The organism is Pedobacter vanadiisoli (genome assembly GCF_042684385.1).
Lineage (GTDB): Bacteria > Bacteroidota > Bacteroidia > Sphingobacteriales > Sphingobacteriaceae > Pedobacter > Pedobacter vanadiisoli.
In genome coordinates, this window is sequence record NZ_JBHULL010000007.1 from 645344 (window position 1) to 664748 (window position 19405).

Genomic DNA, 19405 nt, shown 5'->3' on the forward strand with positions numbered 1-19405 from the left:
GTGTTTTTAAAGGTAAGACGACAGAACAGTCAAAATGTGCAAGAGAAAATTATTTTTTATTTATTTTTTTTGCACTTCGGGGATTAAAAACACAAAAGTATCATTAAAATAAGCAAGAAAATACTTTCTTTTAATGTAATGAGGGCATTTCTGAAATGGCTTCGGATGGTTGCTACGGAAAGATTTAGTTTTTTTGCAATTGCAGGATACTCTTCTCCTTTTAAATGTCGTAATTCATAAACCAAGCGCTGCTGCTTTGGTAGATTTTTCAAAGCATGTTCGAATTTCGATTGGATTTCTGTAGCTTTCATATCCTCGAATGGGTCGCTGGCCATGTGCTCATCAGAAATGAGGCGGAGATCGGAAACAGCCATTAATTCACGCGATTTCCGTTTCAGGTGGTCAAGAGCAGCATTTTTGGCCATACGGTAAATAAAAGCATTGAAGTTTTCTACATGATGTGTGCTATGACGTGTGTTCCAAATTTTTAGAAAAACATCCTGAACAATATCTTTTGCAATCTCGCTGGACTCTGTTATCCTAAAAATAAAGCCGTAGAGTTTATCTTTATAGTTGTAAAAAAGAGAAGCAAAAGCTTCCTCATCATCCAATAATAGGCGATGAAGTAATTCCAACTCTTTTTCACGTGTTAACTTTGACATCCTGATGTGCACCTTTCGCCAGAGATCATGATTAAATCACAAATAGCTATCAGGCTAAACTTGGGTTTTATTAAATCAGATAAATTTGTTAAAACTATCTTAATATTTAATAAAAATACAAAAACTTCAGAATAAAAAAGAAATGTGAAAAAACTATTAATGGTTTTTGAGCTAGTGGTTTATCATGATGTACCAGAACTTAAGCCCCTGATAAATGGAGTAATTAGACCAGGTATTTTATCGAATTTCATTTTACCGGGCCGGAGACGCTCTTCTATGGGTTCATCCGTAGAACTCCTGCGGAACTCTACGGATAGTGGGATCAATCGCCTAATTGTTTTAAAGCCGTTTGGAGCATTACATCGTTTCCATTTAACATATCTGCAAGGGCAGGTTGGACTACAACATCAGGAAGGGTGCCGTGGCCAAAGTTTTTATGGAGATCAACCGCATTAATATACTTGAGAAGTGGGATAGACACTTTAAGCCCGAAGTCAAGTTTGGCTTCCGGCATCAGGCCGCTGTTATTCCCCTGGTATCCTCCACCTGTCTCCTCGCCCACAAACAAGGCACGTTTGTTATACTGTAAAACGGCTGATAAGTCTGCACAGGAAGATAAGCACGCACCATTGATTAATACCACCACCTTGCCGGTATAAACATCTGCTTCAGGTTGCTGCACTTCATAGAAATCAAACTCACGGGTAAATTTAGATTTGCGCCACAGATATACCGAATCCATCTTTACCGGCTTTCCGTAGATCAGTTTAGCAGAACCTTTAAGGCTCAGGGCGAAAGGCTCGGTCACTTCGATCCGGTCCCAATACCGGAAAGGCTGGTTGATCAGGTACCGGCTAAGCAATACTGCATTCGGGTCGCTGCCACCGGTATTATTACGCAGATCAATCACCAGCTTTTGGATATGCTGCTCCTTAAGGTCTTTGAAAACCCCGGCAATAAATTTCCGGAACTGCTGCTTGCCAGCTTTAATGTCAGTTTCGCCAAAAGAACGGATGGTTAGCTTACCAACAGCTTCTTTAATGCTGAAACTCAGTCTTGGTTTGTTCTCCAGATCCATGATGGCCGGCACCGGTATCACATCGTTGCGCACAGCTGCCAGGTTAAATTCCTTTTCGCCCTGGTCAGTCGCTACCCGTATTTTATAAGAATCGCTGAGTTCGTAATTTGCCCGGTAAGCCTGTGCGAAACGGTTATTGATCGCCTGGTATTTCCAGGATTGGTTAAAACCGTCAGACGGGATCATCTCAAACAGTCGTACCCTGATGGCAGCAATAGAATGTCCGTTAATGCTCAGCAGTTCTGCACCTACAGGCACCGCCCCGTTCCCGGAATAGTTCTTGCTGATATAGGCTTTTTCGCCTATAAAGTATACATCAAGAGGGAGCATATTTTGCTGTTTGTTCAGGAAATCCATGTACTCGCCGCTTAAAGACACATTGGTATGAACGCAACGTACTTTAGCAATGAGTGGTTTAATCGTGCGGAAGTATTGCAGCTGATCCATTGGCCCTTTAATTGCCGCCAGGCTCGAATCAATAAAATGTGCAAATTCAGACCTGGAGGTATAGCGATAAAAACCGGGATGTTTTTTGGCCATTTCGCCCATAAGTTCTGTAATACTACGCCTTGCAGAATCGGCAGTTATGGTTTGCTGTGGATCGAAGCCCGTATTGGGTTGTGCCAAAAGGAGCAGTGAACGTAAAAGCAGGAAGGTAAGGAATAAAATTTTTTTCATAACCGAAGATAGATTCTTAATACACAGGAATTTGTTAAAAACTGTGAAATCGGTTACGGCATCAGGTTTTGCTGATGGCAAGCCCGTTCAGTGATCGGCCATTTGCACTGCAGAATGTAAGTCACTCAGGTAGACAGTTGGGTTCATCCCGTCAAAAAAAACAGCCCGAAGTTTGGTTTACTATCTTTAATGGCAAAGAAGTGGCTGATGTGAACTAGGGTTTCAAATGGAATAGCTCTTTTTCCCTTTAAGCGAACAAATACTCAGGCCAAGCGGATTGATCAGAAGATTTAATGTTTTTGAAAAATCAAATATTCAACGCGAAAAACAGCAGCTATTAAATATTTGTGCTGTTTTACCGCACGAAGAGGCATGGGGGCGGATTCGAACCGCCATAAAAGGTTTTGCAGACCCCTGCCTTACCCTTCAGCCACCCTGCCTTGTAAAAGAGGCTGTATCATAAATAGAATCGTCATCCTGAGCCTGTCGAAAGACCTGCTTAAATACCGCTAAAAGCATTTCGCTACTTCGCCAAGCTCAGCACAGGCTAAGCGCAATGTGACAAAATCTAAGGAGAAATTGCCTTTATGATACAGCCTCTTTAATTATATATTATCTATACCCGTTATTCAACAAATTGCCAAAGAATATGGCATTCAGGAACAAACGTCCGGTTCCTAACCAATATCCCCTGTAGGTAGGATCATCTGCAAATAAAATCACCTCCCCATTACCGCTACCGGTGGCAATAATGGCTGCCGAACCCGCAACCTTGGCTGTATTCGATTTAGAAGAGTAGCCATTAATTAATGGTTTTGGGGAATACTGTGCCACAGTAGCGTACTTATTCGAACTCGGCAGCAATAGGGTTGGTCCGTTTTTGTTAATGAAAAGCTTACGGGAGCTAAGTCCGAAGGCAATTGGATGGGTAATGTCAAGATCAGCCTGAAAAATGGCTCCATTGATCCTTTTAGAACCTTCAACATCTTCCTGCCTTTGATAATCGAGTCTTTCTGCTACCGGTTTTACACCTCTTGCAGCCGTTTCTGTTCCTGCAAGTTTTGCCTGGTCTTTTTTGGTTTCATCGCCGGCCTTTGCCACAGGAGTTGCCGGTACAACTGGCGCTTCCCCTCTCCTTCCAAAAGCGTCTGTTTCGGCCAGTTTTTCTTTTACGATTTCCTGTTGCACTGCCCAGGCCGTAGCAGTTTGAAAAGTAATCAGCGTTCCGCCTTCTGCCACCCAGTTTTTGATTTTATCTACCGTGGCCTTATCCCAGGCACTGTAATTTCCTCCGGGAAGAACCAATACATTATAGCGGTTTAGAGGTGCTCTTGCGAAATTCTGAAGATCCAGTTTGGTTACGGGCAGATCAAGCTGCTGATTCAACAAAAACCAAACCTGGCCGGCCTCTGAAGAAGTTACGCCCTGTCCGAAGGCTAAGGCCACTTCCGGCTTGCGTACCGCCCTGATATTGCTGCTCCCCAGGTCTATCCCCTCAGCACTGAACCCGCCCGAAACCGCAGTAATGTCAATATTGGCAGATTTGGCTACCCGTTGCAGTGCAGCATAAAGTGAATCGGCTGCAATATTCTGTCCAACCACCGGGATAACAAGCGAACCCGGAAGGTAGGCTTTTTTACCCCCGGCAGTGTTGGCCACAAAAGATTTGAAAGCTGTTTTTACCAATATGTTTTTTAGCTGTAGCTGATACAGTGCTTTGGTAAAATTATAATCGCCTGAATTGATCAGATAGGCATAAGCAGAACGATCTCCTAATACCTTTCCCGATTCTGCTGCCAGGCTTTTAACCGCAGCTCCCTTTGCAAATGCGCCATTCAGCTTCGCGTATTTTAAACCATAAGCATGGATGATGCTCCACCCGGTATTATCATAAAATATACTATCTTTCAGCGTATTTTCTTCGAAAATAGAATGAACAATTAAAAAGTTGGGCTGTGCAGATGGCACGATATATGATTTACCTTTTTCGAAAGTTTTGCCATCCAGGGTCAGGTTATCCTGTACCTCAAAAACCTCTACGTGGTGGGCCAGCAAAAGCCCTAAAAACTTCTGGGTAAGGTTAACGTCGTTCTTATCGCCAAATACAAATCCCTTAGCCGGGTTCTTCTGTCCCTGATCTAAAGCGTATTTAAAGAAATCTTTCTGCACTTTAAACAATCCTGTTTTCTCTTCAACGGCACCTTTAATCGTCGAAAAACTGGTGGTAAGGTGGTTACGGATGGTAAAAGCAAAAGTTAATGGTCCGTTACTCGATTCCTGCAGGATCCCACGCGAGCTTGCCTGCTCAAAAGTAGCAGCAACAGAACCAAAGAATTTAGGATAGGTAGAACCATAAATGGGTGAGAGGTTATCGTAGTTTTCTTTAGTGAAATAAAAAGAACCGATATCATCTAATGCCCTGGAATGGTATTTTGCGAGGACCACCTGGAATTCATATAAAAACTGCGGAATCACCGGGCTTTCGTGGCTCTTTGGTGCAGGCTCAAAATAGTAGGTGGCATTGGTGCCCTGCTCATGAAAATCAATCTGCACGTTAGGGTACCATTTATGAAAAAATGCCAAACGGTTACGGCTCTCTACCTGCACCAGGTTTAACCAATCGCGGTTAAGATCAGTAAAATAATGGTTAGTCCTGCCATTTGGCCAGGCTTCCTGGTGTTCTTTATCAAGCGGATCGCCAACTGCGGGGTTAGCATGGTAGGCATTATGCCAGTTGGCTGCCCTGTCCCTGCCATCGGGGTTTAAGGAAGGATCAATAAAGATAACCGAAGAGGAAAGCCATTTCTGCGTTTCAGCATCATTGCTGGCAGCAAGATAATAGGCCGTGAGCAGGCTCGTTTCAGTGCTGGAAGTTTCGTTTCCATGCACACCATAACCCAAATGGATAATTACAGGTGCATCACTGCCCAGTACAGGTTTTGAAGGATCGATTTGCTTTAAATGTTCCTGCCTGATCTGTTCCAGTTTAGCATAATTGGCTGGCGAAGTAATGGTTACAATGATCTGCTCGCGCTGCTCATAGGTTTTACCCAGGCTTTCTACATGTACCCGGTCTGATACTTTTTCAAGCTGGCGTAAATAGGCAACAACCTGATCGTGCCTGGTAAAATAGGTTCCGATGGGATAGCCCAGAAACTGTTCTGGTGTCGGAATTTTTGCATCAAGCGAAGTTGCTTTTGGGAAAAAATAACTGTTTTGTGCCGACGACTGTTGTATCCAGATGATGCTGAGCACAATCAGGATTTTTGCTGTATTAAGGAATGATTTCATTTTTTTAGCTTAAATAATTTAATACCCAGGGTTTTGCGTTACATCCGGATCAGATTGTATATCAGAATAAGGGATAGGAAAAAGCCAGAAATTTTTGTTGTTAATACCGAGTACGGCTCCTGCCCTTTCGGTACGTACCAGATCAAACCAACGGTGGGCCTCAAAGGCAAACTCAATTGCATTTTCATCTTCAATGGCCTGGATAAGACCGCTCTGTGTAGTTGCTGTGGTTACCCCAACATCTGCCCTGGCCCTTACCGCATTCAAATCAGAAGCGGCATCCAAAAGTTTGTCCTGCTGTGCCCTTGCCTCTGCACGAATGAGGTAAAGTTCTGCAATCCTGATCAGGTAAGACGGATCGGTACTGGTAGCAGTAGTATTATAAAGCACACCATAAACTGCATTGCCACTACCGGCGATAAGGCTGTTCCTTGATCCTCCGATTGCCGGGTTATTGAGTTTTGCAACCAATGCATCAGAAGGTTTGAGCGTAAACTGTCCGCCGGCAGAACTTGGATACCACAGGTTCCAATAGCTATTCCTGTCATTTACAGAATAGGCCAGCTCGAGTACAGATTCTGCTGTTTGAAATGGTGCTGTAAAAAATGATTTATATGGCTTTACCAAAGTGTATTTGGTATTATTAATTACCTGGGTGGCATAGGTCTCTGCATCTGCCCATTGTTTGCGATAAAGATGGAGCCTTGCACGCAATGCCCTTGCAGCACTTTTCTGTGCCCTGTTTCTGGTGGTTGCATCTTCAGGAAGTAACTGCTCAGCCTGTATCAGATCGGCCAAAACCTGGTCGTAGGTCTGATCGAGCGTACTGCGTTTGATGCCTTTTAAAACACTTAAATCGGTTGTTGGCTTCAACTGGAGCTGAACACCACCCCAGCCCCTGGCCAGATCGAAATACGATAATGCCCGGATGAAATAGGCCTCGCCCAGAATCCTGTTCCTCTCTGCTGTGGTAAGCAAAGGATCTTTTACCAATGGCACATAGGCAATTACACTGTTTGCAGAATTAATGGTTCTATAAATACCCTGGTAAGCTGCAACTGTAATTACATTATCAGTTGGGATGGCATTCTGATCGAGCTGTAAATATTCGCTTAGGGTGCCATTAAAAACCACATTATCGGTGGTTATGGTCCCCAGTGTTGGATAACTCGATGAATAATAGCCCTGCAGGCGATCGTAGGTACCAATAATGGCCGCTCTTGCCGTGCTGGCATCTGTAATGGCACTTTCTGTAGGAAGGGCATTATTGGGTATTTCTTCCAAATATTTTTTGCAGGAAACCGATAGCAATACCACGGCTGAAAAAACTGCATTTCTGATATATGATGTTTTCATTTCTTAAAATTCTAAATCCTTAAAATGTTACGCTTGCTCCGATCTGGAAAGTTCTGGGCTGAGGAACAGTGGCCCAATCATAACCCACGGTATTTTGGTTATTGGACTGTGAACTCACTTCGGGATCTAATCCGCCATAGTTGGTAAAGGTGAGCAGGTTTGTTCCCTGTGCATAAACCCTTAACTTACTCACCCCGATTTTCTGCAATACGTTTTTAGGAAGAGTATATCCCAGTGTAAGGGTTTTTAAACGGATAAACGAACCATCTTCCAGGTAACGCGAAGACAGACTGGCCACATTACCGCCGTAATTGTTGGATGCACCACCGTTCTGTGTAGGGTTTCCGCTATAGGTAGTCAGTCTTGGGATATCGGTTATATCACCCGGTTTCTGCCAGCGGTCAAGCTGACGTGGCAAAAACCCGATATTGGCCTGAGTACCACCATGCACCATAAAAAAGTCGTTCATGTTCATAATCTTGTTACCCTGCTGGAAGTAAAAGAAGAAGTTCAGGTCAAATCCTTTGAAAGTGAAGTTATTGGTCAGTCCGCCGGTATATTTTGGAAGGGCATTACCAACAATCTGGCGGTCGGCAGAAGTAATCAGGCCATCACCATTTACATCTTCGTAAACGGCATTACCGGTTTGCGGATCAACGTACAACTGTTTATACAACTGGAAAGAATTGGTGGCATAGCCCTGTCTTAAGATCGAAATATTCCTTCCTGATGCCCCCAAACTAATATCGGATGCCAGTTTTTCGATTTTATTGTTGTTGAACGAAATGTTGAAATTGGTGGTCCACTGGAATGCATCGGTTTCGATATTGGTTGAATTGATGCCCAGTTCGAATCCTTTATTCCTCACCGCACCAAAATTCTGCAGGTAAGAGGCAAAACCTGAGCGGTAAGGAACCGGAACGTTCAGTAACAGATCATAGGTATATTTATTGTAGTAATCGGCTACGATACTCAAACGGTTTTTAAAGATCCCAAATTCTACACCTGCGTTGAACTGACGGGTGGTTTCCCAGGTTAAATCAGGATTAACAAGTTGTGTTGGCGCAATACCCGGCTGTTCCAGGTAATTTGCCCCTGAAGACCATAATCCCTGTGCGGCATAAGCACCTATACCATTCTGATTACCTGAAAGGCCTAAACTTGCCCTCACTTTAAGCTCATCGAAAAAGTGGAGGTTTTTGATAAATTCTTCCTGGCTCAGCCTCCATGCAAGTCCGCCAGAAGGAAAATAGCCCCAACGGTTGTTTGTACCAAATTTACTTGAGCCATCAGCCCGGATACTTCCGTCGATGGTATACTTGCCATCGTAGGTATAACTCACCTTGCTGAAAAATGAAACCAGTTTTGATTCTGCACGGGAAGCTGAGCCGGAACGTGTGGCCGCTACCGATATAGATCTTAAACTATTTGCAGCAAAACCGGTTCCGCTTGAACTTGTACTTTCATTTAATACGGTATTGAGTGTATTTCCAATCAGTGCATTGATATTATGTTTTTTGCCTGCACCGAACGACTTCACAAAACTCAGCACCTGCTCATTGGTCAGCACCAGGTTTTTGTTTTCGATTGAAGATGCAGAACCATTTGTAGCGATACCTGCACTGATAAGTGTGCTTGAATAACTATTATCATATTCGCTGCTGTTATCAATGCTCCAGCTGCTGCGGAGTTTTAATCCGGGAATAAAAGTATATTCGCCATAAATATTACCGATTGTACGCCAACCCACAGCTTTACTATCCAGGTTTTCGATCAGCGCCAAATGATTGTCAAAACTTCCGTAGCGGGCATAAGTACCATCATTATTGTAAATAGGCAGGTAAGATCTTGGGAAAAGCGCCGAATTGATTACCCCGGTAGGATTGTTGTCACTTCCGCTCAGGTTCCGGTCAGAGCGGGTAAAATTAACACTTGTACCTACTTTCAGCTTATCGGTAAGGTAATTATCATAATTTAAACGTGCAGAATAGCGGGTATAATCTGATGGCTTTACGATAGACTCCTGATTTAAATAACCCAGGCTGATATAATACGTACTGCGATCGGTTCCGCCTACAGTAGAAACTTCATAATTTGAAGTTCTTGCCGTACGGAAAAGCCCGCTGATGCGGTCGTAAGTCGGCTGGTTTTCAGGATTTGGGAACGGAAGTACAACTGTTGATGGGTTAAGGCCGTTGTCTTTGGCAGTATTAATGCGCGATTCGTTGGTCAGAAGGGCAACTTCCGGTCCATTGGCCACTTCGAATTTCTTCACTGCCGTAGACCAACCCTGGAAAGTATTGAGTGAAATATTGGCTTTCGTATTTCGTTTCCCCCTTTTTGTGGTTACGATGATTACCCCGTTGGCCCCCAACGAGCCATAAATAGCAGTGGCATTGGCATCTTTTAAAATCTGGATATCTTCAATATCAGATGGGTTAAGGTCAGCAATCGGGTTTGATGCGGCCTGGTTACCAAGTCCGGCAGTAATCGGATCTGCATTGCTTACAAACACCCCATCAATGATATAAAGCGGATCAACAGAGGCATTGATGGAGTTGTTTCCACGCACACGGAAAGTTATGCCTCCGCCCGGAACACCAGAATTGGAAGAAACCTGAACACCGGTTGTTTTACCCTGCAATAACTGGTTAAAACCACCTGAAGGCTGGTTCTGTACTACTGATCCGCTTACACTGCTGATCGAACCCGCAATGTATTTTCGCTCCTGGGTGCTATAGCCCGTTACCACTACATCGTTTAGCTGGCTCTGGATTTCCTGGAGGCGGATGGTAACCGGACTACCGTTTACCGTTAGTTCCTTTTGATCGTAACCGATAAAACTAACAATCAGGGTATAAGGGAAACTCTGTCCGGTTACGAAGCTGAACCTGCCATCGGGATCAGTTGAAACGGTGTGGGTAGTCCCTTTAATCTTGACCACGGCACCAGGTAAAGGGAGGTTTGTAGTAGCATCCAACACGGTACCGTTGAGTTGCGATTTAATGGTGGGGTTTACCTGGGCAAAGGCCAATGTTGACCAAATGACACATAAATAAAGATAGAACCCTTTTCTGTAAAGATTTTTCATTTTTTGTTTGGAAAAGTTTGAACAAAGCACTTCCACGAGCCTTTTTAAAAGGGCTTTATGAAAATGAAGGATTAAAAATTGGGTATAGGGAAGACAGCTAAGGCACTAGCAGCATAAACTGTCGCACATTGGACAAAAGCCGTAAACCTGGATTACAGTATTTTCTTGTAGCGACATTTGAGAATCTGCCCGCTTTGTGCCGGGCGCACCTGATGGTAAAAATTGTTTCATGATAATTTGTCTATTAAATCTATAGATTTAATAGACAAATTAAAACAATAAAACCTTACCATACAAGTTTATTTTACGGTTAAGCTTTACCGACTTCACATAAACCAAATAATATTTGAATAAAATTTTAATAACAGATGGATACCATAGAAAACATGTTATCTAATAAGGCAATTATTTCGAATAGCCTTAAAAATAAATCGGACTTTAAATGCTATAAAAAACGATATGGGCAAGCAGATCAGGCCTTTTGTGTGCTTTTCAAGAAAAATATTGGCATCGCTTTAGTGCCGATCTAGGCATTATAAGTGACAAAGCCTTAGCCCTGCCGGCGCGCTCTAAAATCGCTGGGCGTACATTTATACCTGTCGCGAAAGCTTTTGGTAAAATTAGCCAAATCATTATAACCACAGTTAAAAGCAATGTCTTTAATCCTTTCGTTTGAAATTAACAACAGTTCTGCAGCTTTTTCGAGCCGCTTGGTTTTGATATAATTGGCTGGGGTATCGTTGTAATGTTTGGTAAATTCGCGTTTAAAAGACGACAAACTCAAATTATTAAGCTGTGCCAGTTCATCAATACTGAGCTGGGCGAACAGGTTAGCCTCAATAATTTGTTTAAAGGTATAAGTAGCAGGCGAAAAAAGCTGTGTAAATATGGTTTGTACGGCCCGGGCATTGGTGGTTTGGGCCAGGAGCAGGATAATTTCCTTTAACTTTAAAACCAGTATATCTTCGTTAATCAGTGCCGGATGCCGGAAATAAAACAACAAACCTTCGATATATTTTTCGATTAAAAAATTGTTATTTAAAATCTCGACACTTTTGTTCGAAACCATCCGGTTGGGTGCATGAAGTATAACCGGCAGTTCCCGATCGTAGATCCGCTTTAAAATATCGGGATGAAAATTAACGATCATAATTTCGTTCACATCCCCTTCATTTAAATTACTGATGGTTTTGCTTGCCTGTATACAATTTAAAAACAAAGCATGTTTATGGGGTATATCTACCAGGTCTTCGTCGCGGTGATATTGCATTTCACCCTGCAACATGTATAAAAAGCAGGCATTATCGGTAATAGGGAAATCGAAGGTAAAAGGTGCCTTTATCCTGATGTTCTGGATAATGGATTTACCAAACAATTCGTATTTTTTATGGTCAATAATCATTTAAAAAAACCTTCAGCTATAAAAATAGAAAAACTAATGCAGGGTTTAGCTTTTAAGCACCGCGCATTAGTCTTTTTAATGATAATCATTTAAATGATCTGAAAGGCATGATGCCGCTCTTAATTCAATTTAGCTATCCTGCGTTGTTTAATATACTGGTAAACAGCACCTGCAATAAATAGAATTAAAAGCACAAGCAAGGTTTTGGCGATTAGCGGATCGGCCGGCCCTTTGGCCAAAGGATGCCCCAGCGGTACGCGGGTAAAGGTTTCGTTTACGGTAGGGATGAGCGATAGAAAAAAGCTGAAAGAGAGTAAAAAATTCTCTACGTAACGGGCCTTATTACTGGCACTTCGCTTTACCGAGAGCCAAAAAGCTACCAGCACCAAAATAAAAATGAATACCGAAAAAATATGCCCCGCATTAAAGCCTCCGTGTTTGGAGATACCCAATGCAGTTAAAGCTGTAACAACAGTAGTATAAAAGTATATTTTACCACTAAGCTGCGTTAAATCAATTTTGCCAAAGCGTACAAATGAAATGATTGCCGATGCGATGGCAACGATACCAATGATGGTATGAAAAATTCCTAAACCTGATAGTCCCATAGTCTTTTTTGTTGAATATGTAATTGTTATTACAAAAGTGGCTATAGTAAAGTTAAGGCATTTTGTTTATTCGTTCAATTAATTGGTAATCTCGTTCAAAAATGATCAGGCAAGTGGCTTACAGCCTGACAGACTGGTACTTTTCGTTTTGGCAGGCAGGACATTGGTCGAAGATGAAGTATCTTTTCCTGCAACTGAGTAGAACAAGTTTGAATAGCTAATAAAAGTTGTAAAAAATAAGCTAAGCCCTTAGTATAATCTTCTTACCTGTTTTTACGGCCTCATAAATGGCATCAATAATTTTAAGGTCTTTTAAGCCTTCCTCACCATTTACAGGAACTACCGGCTTTTTATCTTCAAAAATAATAGTTGCCATTTCATCCATCTGTACCGTTTGATGCGTAGTTACCGGCTGTGTGAGTTCACCCTTATGCGTTCTACCTTTGATGGGGCCATAGCCGGTAGAAGGCTGCATTTCTGCAAATCCCCTGTCGCCACTCATAAAAAATCTATCCAGGTAATTGATGTTATAACTCGACAGGCAGGAGGCAACTGCACCGCTGGGGAAACCTAATTGAAATTGTATGGTTTCATCTACACCTTCTTTAAACTTTACCGGATCAGTTTTGGTTTCCTGGGCGGTCACCCAAACCGGCTCTTCGCCGACCATATACCTTGCCCCGTTAATTGCATAGATGCCAATATCCATCATTGATCCGCCACCCGCAAGCGCTTTGTTTAATCGCCACTGCGAAGGATCGCCTATCTTAAAACCACATTGCCCCTGGAAAAACATAACCTTACCGAATTCGCCCGCATTTCTCATCCGGATTACTTCCAGCGTACGGGGTTCAAAATGCATCCTATAACCAACCAGTAGCTTTACATTCGCTTTTTTACAGGCATCAACCATCTCCTGTCCCTCTTTGGCATTTAATGCCATCGGTTTTTCGCATATGGCGTGTTTTCCGGCTTTTGCCACACGTATAACCTGATTATGGTGCAATGCATTTGGTGTAATTACATAAATCGCATCTATATCCGGATTATTTTTCACCTCATCGAAGTTCTCATAGTGATAACAATTCTTTTCAGGGAGGTTGTATTTCGTTTGCCACTCTTTAATTTTCGAAGGCGTACCACTGATTACGCCTACCAGTTTTGCTTTGGTACAGGCTTTCATGGCCTCGGCTACACGAGTACCATATCCGCCTAAACCCATAATGGCTACGTTAAGTATCCTACCCTCATAAGGTTGTTCAACTTCGTCAGGAGCATTAGCAAATGCCGATATTGAACCTAATTTCAACATCAATACTGATGCACCCATTTTTTGTAAAAAGTCTCTTCTGGTATTCATATTATCCTGGGCTTATGTACCTATTCAGCAAAAGCATTCGGCAACACACGATATGCGACCGCCCATTTTTGCCGGTTAATTAGCTGATTTACTTCATGATATGTAACACGAACCGGTTATATATAGTTTTCAAGATACGATTTTTGACTTTATCTGAAGAATAAGAGGTAGTTATCGAGGCTGGAAAGCCCCTGAAGTATCCGCGTTGCACCTGCAAGACTGTTCAGCCTAGCACCCCATTAACGTCGTGAACGAACCAATAGCCTCTTGTCCTGAAGATACCATATGCTGCTTTTTAAATACAGAAATTGATGTTCTGGCCATTGAGGGCTTGCTGATTGGTAAAAAAGACCGGCTTCTGATAGTATGAGCGTTTTTGAGTTTATCAATGCTCATACTTAAAATTCAGGATTAATAGCATTCAATCAGACAAGCCAGGTATTGTAACATCTCTTTTGAATGCTATTCATACTGATAACCTTTTAAATTGAAGAGAAAGAACCTAAAAAGAGAACAAATAGCGAAAATTGAAGCAATCTTTCTCCATGAAAATAAAAATCAGATAGCTTTAAACTATCCGATTTTCCTAAATACAAAGCAATCGTTCATTTATAATTTATTTTTCTCTTTTGTAATACAGTTGTGCCAATCCTGTTTCGAAGGTCTTTGCTGTTACAAATTTAAGTGCCAGTTCTGGTCTTCCGTTCTTAAAAAGTCTTGTTCCGTCACCTAATAGAACTGGGATAACCGAAATTGTAAACTCGTCTATTAAATCGCTCTTTAATAGCTCATTTATTACTTCAGCACCACCATCACAATAAATGTGCTTTCCTTTTTCAGACTTAAGCCGTTTAACCAATTCGGTTATGTTTCCTGTATAAAACTTGGTTCTACCAACTTGTGGTCTTTCGGATCTCGTTATAACATAAACATCTGTTTGTCCATTGTCGTAATGAGAAGCACCGATTTCTTTAAGTACATAATCATAGGTTTTCCTACCGATAATTATCGTGTCAATTTCAGATTTAAATTTAGCATAGCCATAATCTTCTCCTTCTTTTTCTACAATTTTTAAGAAACTTAGATCGTCATTTGGTTTTGCAATATACCCATCTAAGCTCATAGCAATGAAAAGCGATATTTTCCGCATTTTTTTTAATTTAATGTTTCTACAAAATTACTTTTCAGCTATCGTTTACACTTTGTAAAAATGCGACAAATTAAAGTAGCGATGGTGAAAGCCCTGTATTTCTTTTGATTTCATTGGTAAGATGTGAATGGTCGTAATAGCCACATTCAAATGCGATATCTAACAAGCTACGGTTTTGATTTGGTTTTTTGATGATACTCATAGCATTCTGAAAGCGAATAATATTTGAATATTCCTTTGGTGATAGCCCGATATGTTTTTTAAAATTTCGCTCCAGTTGTCTGGTGGTTGTGAAATTTCTTTTTGCCAGTTCACAAATGCACATTTGTCCCTTATTGTAATATATATCGTCAATAACTGATTGTAGTTGTATGCTTTTACTCTTTATTCTTTCAGAGAAAAAATGGTCAAAATAATTGTATGGATCAGTAAGTATTTTATTAACGTTAAATGAATTGGCTTTTTCAAATTCGATAGTTTCGTTAATCAACTCATTTTGGGAGGCATAACTGTAAAAATTTGAAAAAGTTGCTGGTTTTAAGCAAACACCTAACAAATGTGTATCATTATTGATAAAAGTATCTTTGAAAGAATTCATTGCGCCAACGACATAGGTTTTTCCAAACTCCATACCAACCGAGCCATTATCTGTTAAACAGACACTTCCTAAATTCATTAAGATACCTGGACATCCATCTGGATAAACTCGTTCTAATTGTGTTTCAAGCTTATTTCCTCTCAATTCCCAATAAAAATGAATGAAAGGTTCCAATTCCTTCTTTGGTTTTACTTTTATATATTGCATTAAGTGGTGTAATGTATTTTTAGTAAAAGTTTACCTTTCAAATTTACAAAATATATAGGTTGGTCATTTGGGTTTAAACTAAAACAGAAATTTAACTTTCGTCAATTTTATTACGCTGCAGCGGTAATTTAATCTGTCTGTTTAGTTGAAAAGGTTTTGATTCTGTATCGATAGATGGCAGAAAACACTTCACATGAAAGTATAATTGCTTTGAAAATCTTCCATAACAGTTAAGATAAGGCATCCATGCCCCTTTATTTCTGCTGTATAATCTTAAAACCGCTAAAGGATGCATAACCAGAAGCATCACCATAGGTGGCGTGGTAAACACCAACCTGTAAGCCAGTACCCAGATCATCTCTTTTTACAGGGCTGCCAGGAAGATCTACCCAAGCTTTCCCATCGTTGCTGCCACGCATAAAAAATGTATTTCCAGCCCTTTGTATCTGCAGGTGTTTATAAAAAGTCCATCCGGAGAGGTTGTTTGTCTGCTTTCTGCCTCCATTATCAAGGTTGGTAACAATATTTCCAATACCCCAGCCTGGCATAATGCCATTTTGTAAAAGCATTCTTCCATTGGCTAAAGCTTTAACCATAATACCAGCCTCATTTGCGCCATAAGCTTTCTTCTCCTTTAGTCCCAGCATATCTGAAAGCATTACTTCAGCAATAAAATCACCCTCCACATAGTTGTAGGCAAAGGGCCCCGTTGCCTCCGATCCATCCCAAAACGTATGGTGCGAAACCATCTTCAGGATACCTGAATGCTGAGTAACCGTATCTGCATTCCCCAATAAACCCTCCCAGGAAGTTCCTGTTAAACCATTTTTTGCTGCCGGCACTGACCGGGCTGATCCAGCCTGTTTTTTGATAATAAATTGCGAAGAATCGGTTCTAACAGCAAAGGGAAGAGAAGTTTGGGTAACATTTCCAAAATTATCCCTGATTTTGACCGTATAACTATAACTACTTTGGGGAAAGACCGAAAAATCGAAATAATCTGATGACCGCAACCATTTTGCATGCCCTTTATCTTTATCATTTTTAAAAAGATATTCGAGACCATTACCTGGCAATTCAGGTTTATCGGCTACCATATAAACCATAGTGGGCGTAACTGCTGACGGCTTTGAGGTAAATGATGCTTTTAAGCTAACATTGCCTAAGGTTTGTTTCCAAAAATTAAATTCTTTTAAGCAATTACGATGATCGAGGCCATAACTGTATATGGTAATTGATGAAATTGCAGTTGTGCCACCAGAAGATTCAATCAAAATACGCTGGTCTCTTTGATTATTACGGACCATTGCATAACTGGCCGGCTTACCATTGATAAATACCTGGAACTTCCCCTTAGAAAAAGAACAGATCAACTGCTGCCATTTTCCATTCCCTTCTATCCTCACGGCTTTATTTCTTTTACCAAAAAACAGATCTGTTTTTGAACCAACAGCAGGTAAAAGAGAAAAAACTGCAGTAAATGGTCTTGAAAAATCAATTTCTTTTCTCATACGACCTTCCAGAAGGATTTTACTGCCATTTGCCAATACAGTAGCTATTTTCCCATTAATATCGGCAACTTCGGTATTTCCCTTACATGTCAGTTCTCCTAAAGCAGTCCCATTGTTGGGCCAATTTGTTAAATCTCCATATTCAAGTTTTTTTGTATCTGCGTATAGAACCGTATGGTTAGTTATGCCTTTTGTATAGGCTGCCTTAATCTCTGTACCGGTTAATGGAACATCATAAATTTTTAAGGAGGCCAGCGCACCAGAAAATCCTGAAGTCCCATCATCATTGCCGCCCACAAGAAACCTGGTTAGATTATTGACGAAAAGCATCCTTCTTTCTGCCCTATCCAATTTTCCATCAACATATATACGCTCCATTGTGCCATCAAAAACCATAGTAATCAGATGCCATTCATTTGCTTTGGGTAAATTTCTGTACCCCAAATCTGCCCAGCCAAGATGGGTGGCAGCACCTGCACTTTTACTATTGCCGTAACCTACCGCAGCATTACTTAAATTAACGCCCCCCTTACCCGTCCATGAAACGATTGTTTCTTCTTTATCAATTTCTGGGTTTAGTACCCACATACTTACGCTATAACTGCTGTTCCCCAGCATTGATGATGGTGCACGAACGGACGATGATAAACGTGCCGTGCCTGAGAAAACTAAAGCCTTTTTTCCACCTATCATTGATGTAATCGGTTTATTTGTGCCCATAGCAGAAAACACGCCCGCTAATTTTCCATTATTTTGAACATGAGCCGCTATTGACCCTATCCGAAGATGATCAAAATTGAGATCTACCAGCAGCCCCTTCGGTTCGAAACGTTGCAAAGATTCCCATTTTTTGATGCTCGTATGCATTACCGGATTATAATCAGCATGATCAAAAACCTTCATGTTCCAGATCGCCTTATTTAAGCCCGGATATTCTGTCCGTAAAATCGTTGTGCGCAGGTACCTGGCCTTAACGTTTCCAAAATCGATCATCGGACTTCCATGTTTGGTATTTTTACTCCGGTCAACGTACAGCGCCCATGTTTGGCCATCGAGCGAATATTCAATCTTGTATTGATAGTACCAGGTTGCATATTCAAATTGAGTATGCACACTTTTAACATCATAAACCTTACCTAAATCTATCTGGAGCCACGCCAAACCGATATTGTTTTTGGCCTTCCATAAAGTTCCGTTATTATCATCAAATGCAAATTCTGGTTTAAAATCCTGATCATAAGTTGAAGAGGCTATAGCGGCTTTCCCTAGCGCCAGATCTGGATGCGGATTCACATTTTTTGCCAAATAGCCAATTCCGGAATGTGTAGGAACCAACTTCAGTATGTTTCCTTTTTCATCGAAGATCATTTTATCTGCCGCTACCTGCCGGTGATAACCACCATCATTGTGTGGGTTATTATGGCGATGATAAACCAGGTAAAAATCATCTCCCTGCTGCAGAACAGACTGATGCCCTGGCCCATGGACTGTTCCATCGCCATTTGTTGCGAGAATAGGATTATCCGGCCCATATTTAAAAGGCCCCATTGGATTGCTTGCAGTGGCATACTGTACCCGGTAAGTCCCATCTTCGCAATAGCCGGATGAATAAGTGAGATAATAAATGTTCTTTCTTTTGAATACAAATGGGGCCTCGAAAAAGTCTTTTGCATCAGTATTTGGGATCTGTGCAAGTTTTGAAAACGACTTCATGTCATCATTCAATAAGCCCACACCACAACCATGGCCTGGATAAATACCCCAGGTACCCCAATACATATAATACTTCCCGTCGTCATCTTTAAATGTCTGCCCATCAAGTGTAATCACCTTTGGTACCATAAAATTTGAAACTATTGGTTTTCCAGGCGCTAAAAGCGATGTCCATGGGCCAACCGGTGTTGCTGATGATGCACCGAATATTTCAACGGGCTGGCAGTAGTATAGATAATACTTTCCGTCAGGTCCTTGTGTTACATCTGGTGCCCAATAATAATGGGTTGTTGGCCAGTTCATATCCTGCATGACCCAATTCACAAAATCTTTTGAAGTCCATACCTGTGATGGTCCAAATCCTCCTCCATTACCATCTGTTGTGGCATAAATATAATAAGTATCTCCAAATTTTTTCACCGTTGGATCTGCGAAATAACCCGGTATAATTGGATTGTGCTGCCCTTTGGCTAAATGCGGAGATTGCGCCATTATAGATTGGGAACAACTGCATAATAGAAAAAAAACGAAGAGGTTCAGATAAATGTTTTTCATAATTAATATGGATAGCGCTACCTATAAAAGCCACACTTCACGGATCAGGATGTAAATATAAAAGAAGCATAACCTGAATTTCCGTTGTATATTGATACATAACATTAGTATTTTAACCAAGCACCCCAATCAGCACTTCTAATGT

The 19405-nt window shown here is 41.3% G+C and carries 11 protein-coding genes and 1 tRNA gene; all 12 read right to left on the reverse strand.

The window, feature by feature from the left end; all coding sequences use genetic code 11:
- Window positions 1-83: 83 nt before the first annotated feature.
- Window positions 84-662, reverse strand: a complete 579-nt coding sequence (locus tag ACFSR6_RS08470; RefSeq protein ID WP_379077585.1) for an RNA polymerase sigma factor — start codon at window positions 660-662, stop codon at window positions 84-86.
- A 322-nt stretch (window positions 663-984) separates the two neighbouring features.
- The gene (locus tag ACFSR6_RS08475; protein WP_379077588.1) at window positions 985-2418 is read right to left on the reverse strand and encodes a S41 family peptidase; all 1434 of its coding nucleotides are present in this window, start codon (window positions 2416-2418) and stop codon (window positions 985-987) included.
- Window positions 2419-2786: 368 nt separating this feature from the next.
- Window positions 2787-2858 (reverse strand) — tRNA-Cys (locus ACFSR6_RS08480).
- Between the two features lie 172 nt (window positions 2859-3030).
- The gene (locus ACFSR6_RS08485; protein ID WP_379077591.1) at window positions 3031-5709 is read right to left on the reverse strand and encodes a M14 family zinc carboxypeptidase; all 2679 of its coding nucleotides are present in this window, start codon (window positions 5707-5709) and stop codon (window positions 3031-3033) included.
- Window positions 5710-5727: 18 nt separating this feature from the next.
- Complete coding sequence (locus tag ACFSR6_RS08490; RefSeq protein WP_379077594.1) at window positions 5728-7065, reverse strand: RagB/SusD family nutrient uptake outer membrane protein; 1338 nt, start codon at window positions 7063-7065, stop codon at window positions 5728-5730.
- 19 nt (window positions 7066-7084) lie between these two features.
- Complete coding sequence (locus tag ACFSR6_RS08495; protein WP_379077597.1) at window positions 7085-10156, reverse strand: SusC/RagA family TonB-linked outer membrane protein; 3072 nt, start codon at window positions 10154-10156, stop codon at window positions 7085-7087.
- Between the two features lie 550 nt (window positions 10157-10706).
- Window positions 10707-11558 (reverse strand): helix-turn-helix domain-containing protein, encoded by an 852-nt coding sequence (locus ACFSR6_RS08500; RefSeq protein ID WP_379077600.1) that lies wholly within the window; start codon window positions 11556-11558, stop codon window positions 10707-10709.
- A gap of 119 nt (window positions 11559-11677) precedes the next feature.
- Window positions 11678-12166 carry a hypothetical protein gene (locus ACFSR6_RS08505; RefSeq protein ID WP_379077602.1) on the reverse strand — a complete coding sequence of 163 codons (489 nt, stop codon included), beginning with the start codon at window positions 12164-12166 and terminating at the stop codon, window positions 11678-11680.
- A gap of 241 nt (window positions 12167-12407) precedes the next feature.
- Window positions 12408-13526 (reverse strand): Gfo/Idh/MocA family protein, encoded by a 1119-nt coding sequence (locus ACFSR6_RS08510; protein ID WP_379077604.1) that lies wholly within the window; start codon window positions 13524-13526, stop codon window positions 12408-12410.
- A 616-nt stretch (window positions 13527-14142) separates the two neighbouring features.
- Window positions 14143-14676, reverse strand: coding sequence for a dihydrofolate reductase family protein (locus ACFSR6_RS08515; protein WP_379077608.1), 534 nt, complete (start codon window positions 14674-14676; stop codon window positions 14143-14145).
- Between the two features lie 70 nt (window positions 14677-14746).
- On the reverse strand, window positions 14747-15481 hold the full coding sequence (locus ACFSR6_RS08520; protein ID WP_379077610.1) for a DUF6597 domain-containing transcriptional factor: 735 nt from the start codon (window positions 15479-15481) through the stop codon (window positions 14747-14749).
- A gap of 254 nt (window positions 15482-15735) precedes the next feature.
- A complete protein-coding gene (locus tag ACFSR6_RS08525) occupies window positions 15736-19197 on the reverse strand; it encodes a family 43 glycosylhydrolase (RefSeq protein WP_379077613.1) in 3462 nt (1153 codons plus the stop codon).
- Window positions 19198-19405 lie beyond the last annotated feature (208 nt).

Bases quoted from the DNA above. Each gene is read 5' to 3' on its own strand.
- ACFSR6_RS08515 (WP_379077608.1), bottom strand. From the start codon at position 14,676: ATGCGGAAAATATCGCTTTTCATTGCTATGAGCTTAGATGGGTATATT.
- ACFSR6_RS08495 (WP_379077597.1), bottom strand. From the start codon at position 10,156: ATGAAAAATCTTTACAGAAAAGGGTTCTATCTTTATTTATGTGTCATT.
- ACFSR6_RS08490 (WP_379077594.1), bottom strand. From the start codon at position 7,065: ATGAAAACATCATATATCAGAAATGCAGTTTTTTCAGCCGTGGTATTG.
- ACFSR6_RS08485 (WP_379077591.1), bottom strand. From the start codon at position 5,709: ATGAAATCATTCCTTAATACAGCAAAAATCCTGATTGTGCTCAGCATC.
- ACFSR6_RS08470 (WP_379077585.1), bottom strand. From the start codon at position 662: ATGTCAAAGTTAACACGTGAAAAAGAGTTGGAATTACTTCATCGCCTA.
- ACFSR6_RS08475 (WP_379077588.1), bottom strand. From the start codon at position 2,418: ATGAAAAAAATTTTATTCCTTACCTTCCTGCTTTTACGTTCACTGCTC.
- ACFSR6_RS08505 (WP_379077602.1), bottom strand. From the start codon at position 12,166: ATGGGACTATCAGGTTTAGGAATTTTTCATACCATCATTGGTATCGTT.
- ACFSR6_RS08500 (WP_379077600.1), bottom strand. From the start codon at position 11,558: ATGATTATTGACCATAAAAAATACGAATTGTTTGGTAAATCCATTATC.
- ACFSR6_RS08525 (WP_379077613.1), bottom strand. From the start codon at position 19,197: ATGGCGCAATCTCCGCATTTAGCCAAAGGGCAGCACAATCCAATTATA.
- ACFSR6_RS08510 (WP_379077604.1), bottom strand. From the start codon at position 13,526: ATGAATACCAGAAGAGACTTTTTACAAAAAATGGGTGCATCAGTATTG.
- ACFSR6_RS08520 (WP_379077610.1), bottom strand. From the start codon at position 15,481: ATGCAATATATAAAAGTAAAACCAAAGAAGGAATTGGAACCTTTCATT.